The sequence below is a fragment of the Adhaeretor mobilis genome (assembly GCF_007741515.1).
Classification (GTDB): domain Bacteria; phylum Planctomycetota; class Planctomycetia; order Pirellulales; family Lacipirellulaceae; genus Adhaeretor; species Adhaeretor mobilis.
Genome location: NZ_CP036263.1, coordinates 5,127,749 through 5,144,840, shown reverse-complemented (window position 1 = coordinate 5,144,840; position 17,092 = coordinate 5,127,749). Strand labels below are relative to the sequence as shown.

Below are 17,092 nucleotides of genomic sequence, written 5' to 3'. Positions count from 1 at the left end.
TCGTTGAAAGCTGACACGGTCCGCGACCTGCCCTCTCGCGGACCGTGCCTTGTCTTGCCAAGTCTATCGTGCAACTAAGCTGGCAATCGACCGCGTCGGGTGCCTGCGAATCCAAAAGCCGCACACAGAAGCATCAGGCTAGTGGTAGGCTCGGGTACTGCAGATACAGCTCCCGCGGAAACGACTTCGAGTTGGATCAAGGAAGAGCTGACATTCAACTGAAACTCCAGCCCCGTACCCGTGAACGCCCCACCGGCATCAATGACGCTCAGCACCAAGGAATTGTCAATGAGCGTTCCACCGCCGCCTGCAGCTGCGCCAAACTCGGTTTGCCAAGTGAGGAAGTCAACTCCGTCGGAATTGCCGTCTCCATCGGCGTCTGCCCCGTCGTCGACGCCATAAGAAGTGTTCCAAACTGCAAGATCATCGCCATCGACGCCGTTCAGACCATCGAAATTCGCCAACTGTCCTGTGGAAGCGCGAATGATGTCGAAGGTATCTCCCAAGGTGGGCACGTAAGGGCCCGCAGTAATCGTATCGGTTTGAGAAGGAACGGCAGGATTGACTAAGATTTGCAAGGTTCCATCCAAATTGGCCGTACCATCCACAAGAATCTTGTCGAAGTCGTTGGCGCCGGTCCCTGAGACTTGCATGGTAAGTGTCGAGGTACTTGCGAGAGTCAAGTCACCCGATTGTCCACTGTCGCTAGCAACGTGCAATTCCAGAGGAACATGCTGGTCGTCGACTTCATGACCAACTATCAATGCGCCTCCCGCGTTGACCGTGATCTCTCCCATTCGCAGGGTATGTTGCGTGTTGATATTTCGACTGCCCATTTCCAGAACACCCCCCGAGTTGACAACGAAAGCTGCGGCGGGAAACTCCCTGCGAATTTCGACATTGACGAAATCGTTAGTGGTCATAGTGCCCGAGTAAGTGCCAACTTCGATATCACTACCCTGGTCCGTATTGTTTACCTCAAGCTCATTCAGAGTCGTGCTCCCTGAAGTAGGGTCAGTCGCCGTGCCATTGACGGTAATGTCTGCCGACCCAGTTATCGTGTCATTAATGAAGAGCCTGCGTTCGTTCCCAACAAATGTCTTGGTAAGGTCGATGGCCACAGGTGCATTCGCCTCGATAGTCGATGTGCCGTTGAGGCGATCAACCGTGCTGCGATGGTCAATGCTGCCAGCTTGATTGAAAGCTGTTGTTCCCCCGCCAGCACCGTCACCATTAAAGACTAGACGATTGGCACCGGTGGAATTCATTTCCAGACGCCCCCCAATCCCAGAATTAGGTTCGGTGTAGAGGACCTCGTCGCCAGAGCCAGCAAACGTGATCGTGCCCGTGTGAGCGGTTGCTGCTGAGAGGAATAAGTCGGAACCGGTCCCATTGCTATTGACGACCATGTTGCCCGTGCCAGACATGACCATGTCGATAAAGATGTCGGAACCTGCACTAGGATTCATTGTCGCAGTTCCATCGAGAATTAAGGTTCCCAGGGCATTGATGTCCCCTAAGGCAAAGTCGCCAGACGAGTTTTGAGTCAAGTTGGCACCCGCATTAACGTAAAGGACATCTTGATCAAAACCATCGGCGGTGAAATCAAGCGTACCCCCGTCGGCTACAATCATGGCATTCCCCTGGAAAGTACCTGCCCCATCCGCTTCGACAATGTCGCCGGAGACCACCCGATAGGTATTGCCCGCTACAGGTACCGCATTGTTGACCCACGTGGCAGTCGCATTGATCGGGCCACCTCCTGATCCATTCGAGTCGATGTTATCGAACGAGAACAGTCGAGCGGCTCCAACTCCCGCGGCAAGTTCCTTTGACTTGATGTCAATCTGTTGGTTACCGCCACCCACAATCCCAAAGACAGCAGAACCCAGCCCAGGCCCAAAGGACTGAATGTCGGAACCGAAGAATGACGACAGAATGGGAGTATTGGTTGTACCTGGTGCAAGAAATTGAGCCACTTCGTTACCAACAGCATCCAAATCGCGGAAAGACTCAACGGCGCCCGGAGCACTTGCAGCTGCCACATTCCATGTCAAAGTTGTCTCATCAATGATCGCTCGCAGATCTGGATCGGTGATTGAATAGACGCCGAACGTGTCGCCCGAACTTCCATCCACGTCGGTGGTGACTTCCAAAAAGTAAGGCAGCGTTGGATCGATCGCTTCGGTGAGATCGAACGTCAGGAATGCTTTGGCGTTGAGGCTGTTAGCACCATCGCTTCCGCCACGAATGGTGATATTGGTCCTCGCCCCTTGCACGTCGTCTGGTTCTTCTTCCGGATCATCGCCATCGTCAGAAATGTAGGTGTCGACGACCAACGTACCGACACTCTTCTCGGCGGCGTACGTTGCAGAGCCAATTACGCAGCCAACCAGCACTAGAAACGTAAGAATTGAAGCTTGTTTTCTTCGAAATGCCATGAAACCAATCTCCCTGAATAGCGAGCAAGATAAGCGGTAGAGCAGAAAAACCCTTAATCGAATAACGTGTTATGAGGACTCAATCTTCCAACGGAATCAAGCGGGTTGCAGCAACTCCAGGCAGCTTCCCGCAAGAAAACCAGCCCTCCGAGTACTTGAAAGGGCGATAAATCCAACCTTTGGACAGTAATTCACCCTGTAAAACAGCATAAAGTCTATCTGGGCGATTATCAGCAACCTAACTTGTTCTCTTTGGGGGCCAGAGAAGCTGACATGATTGAGCACCTTCCTAGTGCCCAGCGACTGCGACCCCGTACATATTGTAGCCATTCTTTGATGCGGGCTTCTTTACGGACCCCAGAATAACGGTCCGGGGAATTGGTACCTCCTGCTTCCAAACGGAAAACACCGTGTCGATACTCTCCCCTGGGCCTACTCCTGAGATCAAGTCGGGGCGGAACCGATTACGTCCTTCATCGAGGCCGATATCTATTCCGGTATCCTCGAAATCTCTGCGCAACCAAGGCGGCACGCTCACGTTATCGCTAAAAAACACATAGATCGAAGCAGATCGAGTTACCGAAATCTCCACCTCCAGGTCGCTATCAAATTTGTCGTCATTGAAAGGCATGACATAGTCAGCGCCGATCAATTCGCGTGGGAGTCCTTCAGCTAAGAGACCATTCCATTGATGAGGACGATCAACAAACGCTTGGCAGTCTTCGCGGAACCCGCTGTGAACGATTCGGTAGAATTTTCGGTTCGACGGATTCTGCTTGTCTGTGTTGTCGCGAACCGCCCCAATTGCGGGGAGTCTTTGAAACACGGGGGGTAGCTGCCGAACACTGGGAAGGTGCCTGTCGTCGATGGAAACGACGCGTGTTCTCGCGCCGCTGCTGTCAATACGAACGGCTTCTCCTTGAAGCAAGCGTTCTCTTGTGTCGGAACTATCAACTTGTTGGCGGTCGCTAGTAGAGCCGAATTCCAGATCAACCTCGCCTTCAAAAACGGCAATTTCCGTTTGACCGGACTCAGCGATCGAAACTCCAAATTCAGTGCCGAGGTCTGTGACACGTGCCATTGGAGTTTCGATAACAAAACCGACCCCAGTACTGCCGACGCGAGCAGAGAACCGACCGTACTCGCTCGAAACTCGATCGGTACCCAAGACTTTAAGCTGGGCTGGTGCCAGCAGCAAAGCCTCGACCCCAGAATCAAATACTAACTCCGCACTACCTCGATCGATACGTATCTCTTGTCCAATCTCCAAGCGGCTTAAATCAGCTAGCATATCGCCCGAATCACCCCGAACTGCTCCGTTGCTTCTCACCAATGTGGCAACCGCCCCTTCGGGTAGTTCGATTTGGCTTGGACGATTGTCTGTCGTGGAGGTGAGTTGGCTGCCTTCTTGTTGGCCGCCTCGTTGCTTGCTGGAATCGGGAGCAAGCCAAGCAAAACCAGACACCAGTACCACAGCCGAAACGGCTGCAAACCACATCAGATTCGATCGCCTGGGACTTTGGTGCCGTAACGTCCCGCTGGTTGGCCCGGGAAGATTGACGTTGGTAAGATTCGCAATCGTCGAATCACTGAAGTATGCGGAATCCGCTATGAGTCTTGATCGAATATGAAAAGACTCTTGCATGTATTGCAGATAGAGGCGTCGTATGCGGTCGTCGCTAGAGACGAGCTTTTGGAGCGACTGGGGATCGGTTCCTCGCGCACCCTCCTCGATCTGGTCGGTAACCAGTTCGTGGATCAGATCCAATATCTCTCTATCGCTACGGATCATGTGTGTGCCTTTCCGTCGAGCCGCTTTTGTATACACAATCGCAACGATTGACGGGTCCTCTGGAGTACTTTATAGATCGCATCTGAAGTCGAACTACGAACGGATGCGATTTGCTCGACCCGCATCGCGCGCGAATAAAACCAACTCAAGACCTCTCTTTTCTCCGTGTCAAGCGATTCGAGACACTGCTCCAGGGCGAGCAGTCGGGAACGGGATTCTTCGGAATAGAATTGCTGCTGTTCGCTTGCTATCACATCAACCAACGCTTGGTCAAAGACCAAGTGGCTTCGACTCTGACGTTTTCGCCAAGTCAGAATCTCGTAGTAGGCTACCCGAATTGCCCAGGCTGAAAAGTTGGTGCCCATTTCATACTTATCGAACTCTTCCCACAGTCGGACGATTGTCTCTTGCCAAATGTCGTCGGCGTCAGCCCATCGTGAGACCGACGCGAAAATGTAGCTCTGTACATCTCGCTCGTGCCGAGCGATCAGTCGCGCAAATGCACCTTGCGTTTCAGCTAATGTCATGATTCTTCATATCTGCTGTGTCAGATCGCTACCAGTTCTAATCCCGCATGGTAGAGGCATGGCAAAAGCCAACAGAGCCAATTGCCACGCCGGCTGGCCCCCCTCGCTAGGTAGAAAGGGCGAGCAGGCGCTGGTTTGGACGGATATATTGATTTCTTTTTGGCAAAAGAGGAGCAGGCGATTCGGAAACGTTGAATATCAAACTGCCCCTAGGGCTTTGTCATTCCTGGTGACTTGGGCGCAAGCTGACAGAAGTTGTTTCATGGTCAGTCGTCCTGCGAGCTTGAGGACCATTCTAAGAGTTGTCAAAGCACGAGCTACCCGCAAGCCTGGCGTATCTTGAGCGGCGCTGATGCAGTGGATTTCAGCGTGGTTGTCCAATTCTGGCGTGTTTGGCCCTTTGTCAATTGGGGGCTCTGGGTAAGAAATGACCAGAGAATCGACGTCCTGATACTTGCGTCGCAGCACGATCGCGTACACTGCTGCTTGGGCTTGCCTCCAATCAACCAAGGTATCGCCCAATCTCATTCGTTCACTTGCTCGCCTGTGTGCGTCTCGACGCGAGTTGGCGATCCCATCAATCCGATTATTCAAAATGTGAGAGACTTCTCTCCCAAGAGGTAAATCAGTGAGATTTCCAATACTTCCAGTCTATGAAGGCCGTAGCGCCCGGACTACCTCGCTGGCCACAGTCGTGTGGGTGCTCTTCGTGATGGCTTGCTCAGCTGGCTTTGCCCAGGAGGACCAACATAGCGGTCTGCCGGAGGACATCTCCCAGGAACAATTTCACGTCTACCTGCTAGTTGGTCAGTCGAATATGTCGGGACGGGGAGAAATGTCCCCAGAAGATAGAAATCCCAAGCGGGGAATCTATGCCCTGGATGCCAATGACCAATGGAAGCCCGCATCGCATCCGCTCCATTTCGACAAGCCCAAGATCGCCCGTTATGGCCTGGGCATAGAGTTTGCCGAGCAGATGCAAGCACAGGATGAAACGTTATCAATCGGGCTAGTCCCGTGCGCCGTGGGGGGAACCTCGCTGAAAGAATGGAGTCAAGGCGGGAAACTTTACGCGTCGGCAATCGCTCGGGCTAAACTTGCCGCGAAGCGTGGGACGCTCAAGGGCATTCTCTGGCACCAAGGAGAGGGCGATTGCAGAGAGTCGAAGGCGCTTACTTACCGTAAGCGGCTCACGAAACTGATTGGCGACTTGCGAGCCGATCTCGGTTCCCCAGGCTTGCCTTTTGTACTGGGCGAACTGGGGCATTTCCGCGTTGGCAAGAAGAGTCGCAGCGACATCGTCATCCAGCAGCAACGGAGCATTCCGACCCATGTCGATAACACCGCATGCGTGAGCGCTATCGACCTCGGACACGTTGGCGATTATTCGCACTTCGATGCCGCAGCATTGAAAACCTTCGGGACCCGGTTTGCCACGGCAATGCAAAGTCTGCAGTCTTCCGCCAACGAGGGTGATGTTCTCGCTCCGCGAGAGGCATCGCTCTACCACCAAGGGTGGATCGATCTGAACAAGAACGGCAAACGGGACACCTACGAGGACTCTACAGCGTCGATCGATGCCAGGACAGAAGACCTGCTGTCTCAGATGAACGTCAACGAAAAGACCTGCCAGTTAGTGACGCTCTACGGCTACAAGCGAGTCGTCAAAGACGATCTCCCCACGCCGAAGTGGAAGGAAAGTATCTGGAAAGACGGCCTCGCGAATATCGACGAACACATTAACGGAATAGCAGGATGGCGAGGCGATAAGGAAAGCGAGTATCTCTGGCCACCTTCGAAGCATGCACGCGCAATCAACGAAGTGCAGCGCTGGTTTCTTGAAGAAACACGATTAGGAATCCCAGTTGAATTCACCAACGAGGGCATCCGAGGAGTGTGCCACCATCGTGCCACGAACTTCCCGGCACAGGTCGGTATCGGGGCTACCTGGAACAAGCAGCTGGCTGCCGACATTGGACGCATAACAGGTACCGAAGCCAAGTCTTTGGGTTACACGAATATCTATTCACCTATTTTGGATGTCGCTCGCGATCCGCGGTGGGGACGCGTTGTGGAATGTTACGGCGAAGATCCTTTTCTGGTTGGGGCTCTGGGAGTGCAACAGGCTCGTGGCTTACAAAACTCAGGGGTTGCATCCACGGCCAAGCATTTTGCTGTGTACAGCGTGCCCAAAGGGGGAAGAGACGGCAAGGCACGCACCGATCCTCACGTTGCTCCGCGCGAAATGCAGCAGATTTACCTAGCACCATTCGCTGAGGTGATCCGCGATGCCCGCATTCTGGGCATCATGAGTTCCTATAACGATTACGATGGCATCCCCGTTTCAGGCAGCAGTGAGATGATGATTGACATCCTGAGGAAACAGTTGGGATTCCGCGGGTACGTCGTCTCCGATAGCGACGCAGTGAAGTATTTGCATAGTAAGCATCACGTTGCGAGTTCTGCGAAGGACGCGGTTCGCTTGTTTCTCGAGAGCGGCGGGAACGTCCGAACCGAGTTTAACTCTCCGAAAGGGTTCGTCTTACCGCTTCGCGAGCTGATCGAGGAGAAGGGAATCTCCATGGACATCGTTGACGACCGTGTCCGCGACGTCCTACGCGTAAAGTTTGAATTGGGCCTTTTCGACAACCCTTATGTCGCCAATCCGAAGGGAGGCGACGGGCTTGTCCACTCGCCGCTTCATCGTCAAACAGCGATCCGCGCGGCTCGCGAGTCGATCGTTCTGCTGAAGAATGAGAACCAGGTCTTGCCCTTGAAGAAGGATCTCAAATCGATCCTGGTATGCGGCCCTAACGCGAAAGAGATTGAACATAGCATTAGCCGATACGGTCCTACCGGTGGGGAAGTGGTAAGCATTCTGGAAGGTGTGCAATCGGCAGTCTCTCCAGACACGGTCGTTCACTACGCGGCTGGTGCTGAAACCGTCGACTCCCGTTGGCCAGAGTCGGAAGTACTGTACGAGCCTCCCGCAGGCAATGATGCGAAGTTAATTAAGGAGGCTGTTAACTTGGCTCGCGACGTGGATGTTATTGTCGCAGTACTCGGCGAATCTGAGGACACTATCGGCGAGAGCAAGAGTCGTACTGACCTGAATCTCACTGGCTACCAGCGTGAACTGGTGCAAGCACTCCACAAGACGGGGAAGCCGATCGTCGTGGTGCTCGTCAACGGACGTGCCCTGTCGATCAACTGGATCGACCGCAACATCCCTGGAATTGTCGAAGCATGGTTCCCGGGCGAAGCCTGCGGACGAGCCGTGGCTGATGTTCTGTTTGGAGACTACAACCCCGGTGGAAAGCTTCCGGTCACTTTTCCACGTACAGTCGGGCAGCTCCCCTACAACTTCCCGTTCAAACCAGGCAGCCAGTCGGGGCAGGGCACCGGCCACAACCCGAATGGGAAAGGCAGCTCTCGCATCCTGGGAGAGCTCTACCCCTTCGGATTCGGCCTTAGCTATACGGAGTTCACTTATGGCGATCTGAAGATCACTCCCGAAGAGATTCAACCCGGTGAGTCTGTCGAAGTAACCTGCCGCGTCACCAATGCAGGCGATCGTGCCGGCGACGAAGTGGTACAGCTCTATCTACGTGACGAGCTTAGCAGTGTCACGACCTACGACTCCGTGCTGCGGGGCTTCGAGCGCATTCATCTAGCTCCGGGAGAAACCAAGGACGTTTCGTTCACCATTGAGAGTCGCGCCATGGCTCTGCTAGACCGAAACATGGAATGGGTGGTCGAACCGGGCGACTTTGCGGTGTTGGTCGGTAGTTCTTCCCAAGACATCCGGCTTAAAGGGGCGTTTGAGGTCCAGGCTTCAAAGGAATGACTCACCGACGAAAGGCCGCCTAAACCGGGGCTTTCCTAGGGAGCTGCGTGCGGCAAGCGTGGGAGCTCACTGCGGAGGAACATGGGGAAATGCATTCGGTATGTGTGCCCGCATTTCTTCGCATGTTTTCGTCTACGAGAGTGATTTTGAGAATCAAAGCCCCATTTCACGAGCTTTAGGAGGCAGGATCAAGTAAAATACAGGTTCTCGTGTCCAAAAGCGTGCTCTACCGCCCTTATCTGGTGGCGGGAAGCGCGTTGCCTCGTGCGTTCGTGCCATTACGTTCTACTCTTTTTCCGGGGCAACCATATTTCGGAGGGTCTCATGAATTTCAAACCATACTCGCTCGCTTTTGCAACAGCCCTGCTACTACTGCTCAGCCCGCATGCACATGCCGCGTTTACGTTCGATTTTGTACAGGATGATCCCTTCGATGGCGGTGAGAGTGGGAAGGGGCTGGTCGGAGCATCAGTTATTGGGACTGATCTTGACACAGGGATCGATGTAACGCTCGAGACTATCGAGATTATTGGCCAAAACGGCAGTCTAGCATCCTCTGGCGACCCAGACACCGACCACAAGACTAACGTCCAAGCGAACGTCAATTCGCTCGGTATCAATGACGATACCAATCCAGGTGGCTACAGCAATGAATCCCGGGATTTCAATCCGGGCGAAGCGTGGGTGATATCCTTCGATGTCGATGTGAATCTGGTTGAGATCGACTTGGCAGGCCAAGATGATGGCGCACTCCTCACCATTTCCTCTACGGCGTTTTCCGATGTTGTGCTTGGCAACGGAGAATCTGGAGATGTCCATAATCTGGGTGAACTCTTTGTCACTGCAGGAACGACGATTACGCTGCAGATGTCAGCCGATAGCAATGTTATGGATCCTGATACAGGACTCCGAGTAGATTCCCTGACCGTGGGAACTATTCCCGAGCCCAGCAGCTTCCTCTTGGCCGGTTGTGCCGTCTTGTTTGCTTTTGGTCGAGGCAATCGGCTTCAAGTCGTCGGCAAGTAGAGCTTGCAGACGTCACTGAGAATTTCTTTCTACTGTCGGTGTTGGGACGATCTCGCAGTCGCGGGGTCGTCCCGCCTGATCTGTCGCTATATCTGTGGTGCGCGGTTTCAGCGCACCACATTTGGAAAGTCACGATACGTTTTGAAACACTCTCGCTACACCATTCTGTTCTTTTTCAGCATTTGCTCTCTCTGCTTTGGCTCGTTCAAGCTATTGGCGGCAGAGGAAGGGCAGGGCACCCCCAACGTGATCTTGATCATGAGCGATGATCAGGGGTGGGGGGATGTCGGTTTCAATGGCAACACGGACATCCAAACGCCGAATCTCGATAGCATGGCGCGGAACGGGGTGAGGTTCGATCGGTTCTATGCGGCCGCTCCGCTTTGCTCTCCAACGCGCGGGAGCTGCCTAACCGGACGTTTTCCGTTTCGGTTCGGGATACTTGCTGCGCATACCGGTGGCATGCGTGTTGGCGAAATCACCATTGCCGAAATGCTGAAGAAGCGGGGATACCAAACCGGTTTCTTTGGCAAATGGCACATGGGCTGGGTGAAGTCCGAGGAGGTCTCCACTCGAGGAGTTTACTCGCCTCCCTCGCATCACGGCTACGACGAGTTTTTTGCCACGACTAGTGCCGTGCCGACCTGGGACCCAACGGTCACTCCCGAGGGATGGGAGAAATGGGGAAGCACGTCAGGCGAGCCCTGGAAGGGCGGTTTCCCTTACATGCACAATGGGAAGGAAGCCACCGAGAACTTAGCAGGTGATGATAGCCGAGTCATCATGGACCGCGCGATACCTTTTATCGAGCAGAACAAGAGCAATCCTTTCTTTGCAACCATCTGGTTCCATACGCCTCACGAACCGGTCGTTGCTGGCGAGGAGTACAAGAAGCGATATGCAAAGTTCGGCAAGGCGAGGCAAAACTATTATGGCTGCATCACGGCCATGGACGAGCAAGTGGGACGACTCCGCACAAAGCTGCGGGCGTTGGGTATCGAAAAAAATACCGTCGTCTTTTTCTGCAGCGACAACGGCCCGTCCGATGGACTTGCCAAAAAGGGCGTTGCCTCGGCCGGCCCGTTTAAAGGGCACAAGCATATGATGTACGAAGGCGGCGTCCTGGAGCCGGCATGTGCTGAATGGCCCGGTGTCATTCCGGCAGAAACGACGACAGAGGTCCGCTGCTCGACGGTCGACTACTTTCCCACGATTGCAAAGCTCGTTGGCTATAAGTTCTCCAGCAAGCAGGACCGACCTATTGATGGCATCGATCTCATGCCTGTGATCAACGGCACCGTCACCGCTCGAGACAAACCACTGTTTCTTGGTTACCGCAGACTCTACAGCGGGATTGACGGGAAGGCGATCATCAGCGGTGATTACAAACTGCTCAAAGAAGCGAAAAAAAAAGGCCGCTTCGGTCTCTATGATTTGAAGCAAGATCCCGAAGAAACCAACAATCTCGCCAGCGAGAAACCTGAGTTGTTTCGCAAACTTTCTGAGCAGCTTGCAGAGATCGAGGAGAGCTGCCAACTGAGCCGCGATGGCGCGGACTATCGCTATTGATCCGCCAGTTCCCCAGTAGCAGATGCAGAGTCGTATCGTGAAATTAACGCTTCCACTTTTTCTCGTAGTTCTCTTGCTATTTTGCGATCAAGGTGCGCCCTGCAATGCCACTGATTATCGAATTCAAACACAAGCAGAGTTTGATGCGATCAACGCCGTCGAGTTGCTTCCTGGCGATGCGATTTTGCTTGAGCGTGGCAGGAAGTTTTCCGGCATGTTGGCCCCCTCTGGAAATGGCACAATAGAAGGCCCCATCCGTATTCAACCAGTGGGAGAGGGCGCACGCCCGAGGATCGATGCCGGAGGGAAAGAAAAAGCCGGCTTACTGCTCGCCAACAGTTCTTACGTGGAAGTCAGCGGATTGGAGATTACCAATACCGATGGAAGCGACAAGGATCAGGGGAACCTCTACGGTATCTATGTGATCGCCAACGGCGAGGAAGGGATTCGCCGCCATGTCTACATCGACGACTGCCATGTCCACGATGTAAACGGGAAAGTCGCTGGCAAGAAACGAGGGGGGATTCATGTCCACGTCCGCAGCTTGAAATCTACTATTTTCGACGACCTCCGAATCACCAACAATCGGATTGTCAACGTCGGAGGAGTCGGCATTGGAAACGATTCTTCTTGCGGACGCATAGAATTCCGGAAGCAGTCTACGCGCGATCACCATCTCTGGACTCAGGTGTACGTGGCGGGCAACTACGTTGATCATACGGGGCGCAACAATATCATCGCTCGCTGCAGTAAAGATGCAATCTACGAGCGCAACGTGCTTGCCAATAGTAGTCGCTACGATACCGGGCACAGCATTTTTTGCTTTAATACCAACGGCATCAAAATCCAATTCAACGAGGCCTATGGAAATATTGGGGAGAGCAAGATCGATCGAGGAGGATTCGATGCCGATTACAACTGTGTAAACACCTTCATTCAATATAACTACAGCCACGACAACCAGTGGTTTTGTGGGATCATGAAACGGCGCAACCGCCATGTCGTGATTCGTTACAACATTAGTCAGAACGAACGTGAAGGCCTCTACTTCTACGGCTTTGAGACCGCGCGGCAGGCAAAAGATATTCACATCTACAACAACACACATTTCGTTCGTGAGGGACTTGATGTCGAAGTTTTCCCCAAAGGCAGGACACCCTTGAATTCGACATTTGAGAATAATCTGTTCTTTTTTGCAGGAAAAGGCACTTGGGGTAAGAACCCCCATGGGATCAACACCAAGTTCCAGAACAACCACTATTTCAATCTTTCGCCTCACGAATCAGATGGCGACCCGCTCAACGTCAATCCCAGCTTCACCAAGCCGGGAAAGGCTGGCAAAGACATCGACTTGACCACCATGGCCGACCTCCGAGGATATCAGCTAAGGAAAACTTCTCCCTGCATCGACAGAGCAGTATCCATAGTGAACAACGGCGGCAGAGACATTCTCGGAACGCGAGTCGGGGTTGATTCTGCGGATATGGGAGCTGTCGAACGTCAGCCGTAGTCGCCAATAGTAAGTGCGGAAATGTAATCGCCACACTGGAGGTAACAGTGTTCGACTTAAGTCGAACGCTCAATCGAGCGGAGCTTTCTTTACTGAGATACCAACATGAGATTCAAAACCACACACTTCGAGCGACTACCTCAAGCTCTGCTCTGCGCGCTTGCACTCCTCTTATGCCCCGGCCCGTTGGCAAGGGGTGCCGATTTCTACATCTCGACGCAAGCAGATTTCGATACCTACCGCCAAGCGACTTTTTCTCCAGGTGACAATATCCTGCTGGAGCGAGGCAAAGTGTTCACCGGTATGTTCGCCCCGAGAGGCGTCGGCTCGCCTGCGAATAGGATCACGATCTCTGCCTATGGCACGGGGAACAAGCCAATCATCAACAATCACGGTGTTGTTCATCCTCACCCGACTCGCGCCAACGGCGATCCGGTGTCAGCTGGACTGCTTCTCTATAATTCTGAGTACGTGACGGTAAGCAATCTTGAAATCACCAACAACAATGGGGGCACTCAGGAAGACGTTCAATCCATGGGGATCTACGTTCTCGGAGAAGATCGAGGCAAGGCTCTCAACCAAATTTACATTCAAGATAATTATATCCACCACATCAATGGCGAGGTCGAAGGTAAGGAAAGAGGGGGAATCCACTTTTATGGAGCTTCACCGACTTCTTCCAATGCTACAACCTTCAATGATGTACGGATAACAAACAACGTCCTTAATTATGTCGGCGGTGTCGGTATCAGTACTGACATTGCCAATGCCGATATCGAACGTGCGCACGATTTCCCCGGCACGCACAGGGCCAATGCGATTAAGAATCTGTATGTGGCTCACAACTGGATTGGCAACACGGGGAGGAACTCCCTCGTGGCGCGTGACACGGACTACGCGGTCATTGAATACAACACGTCTGCAAACAGCAGCCGCCATAGCACCGGGAATAGCTTCTACAACTTCAAAACCATCGGTACCGTCTTTCAGTTTAACGAAGCCTACGGCAACACGGGTGATGTGGGAGACCATGACCGTGGTGGCTTTGATGCCGACTATTATTCTAAGGGAACGGTCATTCAATATAACTACACGCATGGCAACCATTGGTTTGCGAGCATCATGAAAAAACCGATGACGGACACGATCATCCGTTACAACCTGAGCGTGAACGACTTGTATGGTGCCTATCATTATGGATTCGAGAACGATTCCGATATGACGGATACAAATATCTACAACAACACGCATTATTTCAAAGAAGAACTCTCTCCGGAGCTCATTGGACCAAGGCTGGATAGAACTCCCCTGGAGACCGTTTTCAACAACAATGTGTTTTCCAGTGCCAGCTCCGGGACCGCAGGCACCAATGCTGATAACGGAACGAACGTCACGTATGACACGAATGTCTATCACAACATCACTCCGCCAGCTTCGGAGGTTAATCCCCTCACTCAGAACCCTCAGCTCTATTCCCCAGGCGCTGAACCGTATGACATCGACATGGAGTTTGGTAGAGGTGTGCTTGCTGGGTACATGCTCGCCGGAAATTCTCCCTACGGTGCTGGCGGAATTCCGATTGCTAACGACGGGGGATTGGACTTTTGGGGTTCGCCGTTGTCAGCGGGTTCCACCGTGTTTGGTGCTGGAAAAGTCGGTGCAGCTGGAATGGGTCCAACAGCGACCGTCTTAACAGGAGACTTATTCCCCGCAACGAATGTCGCAAATGTAATTGCTGCGACGCCTGACCATCCCGGCTTGAGTGGAGACGATGCCCTAACCTCTTTGACCCAAACGTTCCAGGTCGATTCGACTTTCGATCTTAAAACGATTTTTCTCGGATATGACTACGATCCGAACTCTTTAGACCCCAACGAAATCCTCGTCAATCTCGAGATCTTTGAAGTCGATGATGTCGGAGCGAGCACACTCATCCCAGGCACGTCGCAATTAGTGTTGACCGGATTAAGCCTGCCCGAGCTCATCGCTTCGGACGTTGGAGCAATCGTTCTCGATTCTGCACTTTCCCTGGAGGAAACCGCAGGGACGGCTGGCTACGCACTACGGCTCACTAATGGCGGCAACCCGGGATTCGAGTGGCTGCGTACGGGCTCCACGGCTGGGTCTGTCTATGCTTTTGGGCAGGCTTACGAGGATGGCGTCGAGAAGCTCGGCGGAGAACGAGACTTTATTCTGGCATTGTCGGATCTGGATATAAGCCTAGCTGACAATGCCGATTTTAACACAGACGGTGAAGTCGATGGCACGGATTTCCTCATTTGGCAACGAGGTTTTGGCAACTCCAACGCACAGATCACTGACGGGGATGCGAACCACGATAAGGTTGTGGATAGCGACGACCTCGTTGTATGGAAGAATCAGTATGGCACGCAGATAACGCCAGCGAGTTCCACCGCTGTCCCAGAGCCCTCCAGCCTGCTCGTCTGCACGTTGGCCATTTCGGCCATCTGCCTCTCAGGAAGATTCGCTTTTACTGCTTAAATCAGAGAGTGCGTTCCAAGGACATTAGTGAAGAAGCTTCTATGTATTACACTGTGGACTACATCATGAGTCGTCTCTCAATTTCTTCGGCCTCTTGTAGGCGAAGATTTGAAAAGCTGTTTGTGACTAGCTCCGTTGTCGCACAACGCTGGCTTGTTGGACTCACGGCATCCCTGCTTACCATCTGGTTCGCTGGAGCATCGGAGGCGAAAACTGTGAATGTCGTCTTGCTGGCTGGCCAGTCCAATGCCAGCGGTCGCGCCTCGATTAGCGAACTTCCTTCAAGCCCTTTGGACGCTGGCATTGAGTTCTACTACGACACCGATGTGACCGGTGCTAGTACCCGCTTAGACTCGGGCGGAAACTTCCTGCCGCTCGCCCCACCAAGCTCTACTTTTGGGCCCGAGTTTGGCCTCGGAAGAACATTGTCTGGGAAAGGAATAGATGATCTCGCGATCGTCAAAGTAACTCGCGGTGGGACCAATCTTCGCACCGACTGGGAGAAAGGGAACACCAACGGCGACGAGATGTACTCGTTGTTTGTAAGTACCGTCAGTGAAGCCTTTGATGTGATACAAAATCGCGGAGACACCGTGAACGTATTAGGAATGGCGTGGCACCAGGGGGAGGGCGACAACGGATACGAATCGAACAACCCCGGTGCCTATCAGTCCAACTTGACGCAGTTCATCAGCGATGTGCGGACGGACTTGAATCTGCCAAATATGCCCTTCTTTATCGGAGAAGTATTTCCAGTAGGGCGAGAGGATATTATCGCAGCGCAGCAAGCCACTGCTGCATCTGTGACTGGCTCCCAAGTTATTCACTCGACACAGTTCGAAGTTTTTGATGTAACAACACACCTCGACGGCAAGAGCCAATTGTGGCTTGGAACACGCTTTGCCAACGCACTGTCACCCTCGTGGCAACACGTCGAATTTGAGCCGTCCCTCTATGACGTAGGCCCGCTCAACGGGCAGGCTGGCTGGGTATCCACCGGAACGACAGAAAACCTGATCGTCTCGACAGTCACCAGTGGGAGCTATGTGGCAGGTCAGGCTGCGGGACATGTGGATAGCGGCGGAAGTGAGCAGTTCGGGAACCTAGGGTTGGTTCCCGTTTACGGCAGATCAATGACTGCCGACTTTTTCGCTGGGGATTCCACGGATCACGACCAGGACGGAAATGCTGACTACGATGACGACGCAACCTCAGACTCGACGGTGCGGCTTTATGGTTGGAGCGAAGACACGAACGACAACGGTCAGTTCTCTGTATCCAACGACGAACGAAGTGTCGGGTTTGGGCTCGATAGCGATGGCGTGTTCAAGCTCAGGGACGCGACCGGTGCCGAGATTGATTCGGGAGTTAATTACGCGGTCGATACGTGGTATCGGTTATCTCTGACTTGGTCGAATCCTGACGAATTAGGCAATCGCGAAGTTTCTCTTTTCGCAAATGACCTCACGAATCAGACTACAATGAATGCAGGCGATCCGATTCTCACCCTTGAGTTGTCGGCAGCCCAATTTGGTAGTGATCCGAGCACTTGGATTGGCACAGGTCTTCGGGCAACTCGTGGCCTCATCGACAATATTCGCTTTGCAGCGAACGCGAGTACCGCTGACTTCGATCTCGATGGCGACATCGACTCAGACGATCTCCTGCGATGGACGGGCGACTTTGGCCAGAATGGTTACTCAGATGCCGACGGAGATAGAGACTCGGACGGCTCCGACTTTTTAGCTTGGCAAACAGACCACAGCCTAGCGTCGCCGCCGTCTGTTAGTGTTTCGATTCCGGAGCCTACAGGGTTCACTTTGTTTTTCTTCTCTTTCATTTGCTTTCTTAGCTTGCGAATTCATCGCTAACCCAGTT

General features: G+C 53.1%; 9 protein-coding genes. 6 read left to right on the top strand and 3 right to left on the bottom strand.

Translation table 11 applies throughout. From position 1 onward, the window contains the following. Positions 1 to 74: 74 nt before the first annotated feature. The 3 genes from HG15A2_RS20265 to HG15A2_RS20255 form a co-directional block, all read right to left on the bottom strand. Positions 75 to 2,441, bottom strand: coding sequence for a PEP-CTERM sorting domain-containing protein (locus HG15A2_RS20265; RefSeq protein ID WP_145062740.1), 2,367 nt, complete (start codon positions 2,439 to 2,441; stop codon positions 75 to 77). Between the two features lie 289 nt (positions 2,442 to 2,730). Next, positions 2,731 to 4,233 (bottom strand): FecR domain-containing protein, encoded by a 1,503-nt coding sequence (locus tag HG15A2_RS20260; RefSeq protein ID WP_145062738.1) that lies wholly within the window; start codon positions 4,231 to 4,233, stop codon positions 2,731 to 2,733. Beyond that, the gene (locus tag HG15A2_RS20255) at positions 4,230 to 4,760 is read right to left on the bottom strand and encodes a sigma-70 family RNA polymerase sigma factor (protein WP_145062736.1); all 531 of its coding nucleotides are present in this window, start codon (positions 4,758 to 4,760) and stop codon (positions 4,230 to 4,232) included. Before HG15A2_RS20255 ends, HG15A2_RS20260 begins: the two co-directional genes overlap by 4 nt. A 628-nt stretch (positions 4,761 to 5,388) precedes the next feature. Here HG15A2_RS20255 and HG15A2_RS20250 point away from each other — a divergent pair. The 6 genes from HG15A2_RS20250 to HG15A2_RS20230 all read left to right on the top strand — a co-directional run bounded on the left by HG15A2_RS20250 (position 5,389) and on the right by HG15A2_RS20230 (position 17,085). After that, complete coding sequence (locus HG15A2_RS20250) at positions 5,389 to 8,607, top strand: sialate O-acetylesterase (protein WP_218932138.1); 3,219 nt, start codon at positions 5,389 to 5,391, stop codon at positions 8,605 to 8,607. Between the two features lie 324 nt (positions 8,608 to 8,931). Further along, on the top strand, positions 8,932 to 9,633 hold the full coding sequence (locus tag HG15A2_RS20245; RefSeq protein WP_145062734.1) for a hypothetical protein: 702 nt from the start codon (positions 8,932 to 8,934) through the stop codon (positions 9,631 to 9,633). Positions 9,634 to 9,774: 141 nt separating this feature from the next. Further along, on the top strand, positions 9,775 to 11,202 hold the full coding sequence (locus HG15A2_RS20240) for a sulfatase-like hydrolase/transferase (RefSeq protein ID WP_246117807.1): 1,428 nt from the start codon (positions 9,775 to 9,777) through the stop codon (positions 11,200 to 11,202). Positions 11,203 to 11,239: 37 nt separating this feature from the next. Then, entirely contained in the window at positions 11,240 to 12,712 is a 1,473-nt protein-coding gene (locus tag HG15A2_RS20235) for a right-handed parallel beta-helix repeat-containing protein (protein WP_246117806.1), read from the top strand. A gap of 105 nt (positions 12,713 to 12,817) precedes the next feature. Next, complete coding sequence (locus HG15A2_RS24300; protein WP_218932137.1) at positions 12,818 to 15,214, top strand: hypothetical protein; 2,397 nt, start codon at positions 12,818 to 12,820, stop codon at positions 15,212 to 15,214. Between the two features lie 122 nt (positions 15,215 to 15,336). After that, positions 15,337 to 17,085, top strand: coding sequence for a sialate O-acetylesterase (locus HG15A2_RS20230; RefSeq protein ID WP_218932136.1), 1,749 nt, complete (start codon positions 15,337 to 15,339; stop codon positions 17,083 to 17,085). The last annotated feature ends 7 nt before the right edge of the window (positions 17,086 to 17,092 follow it).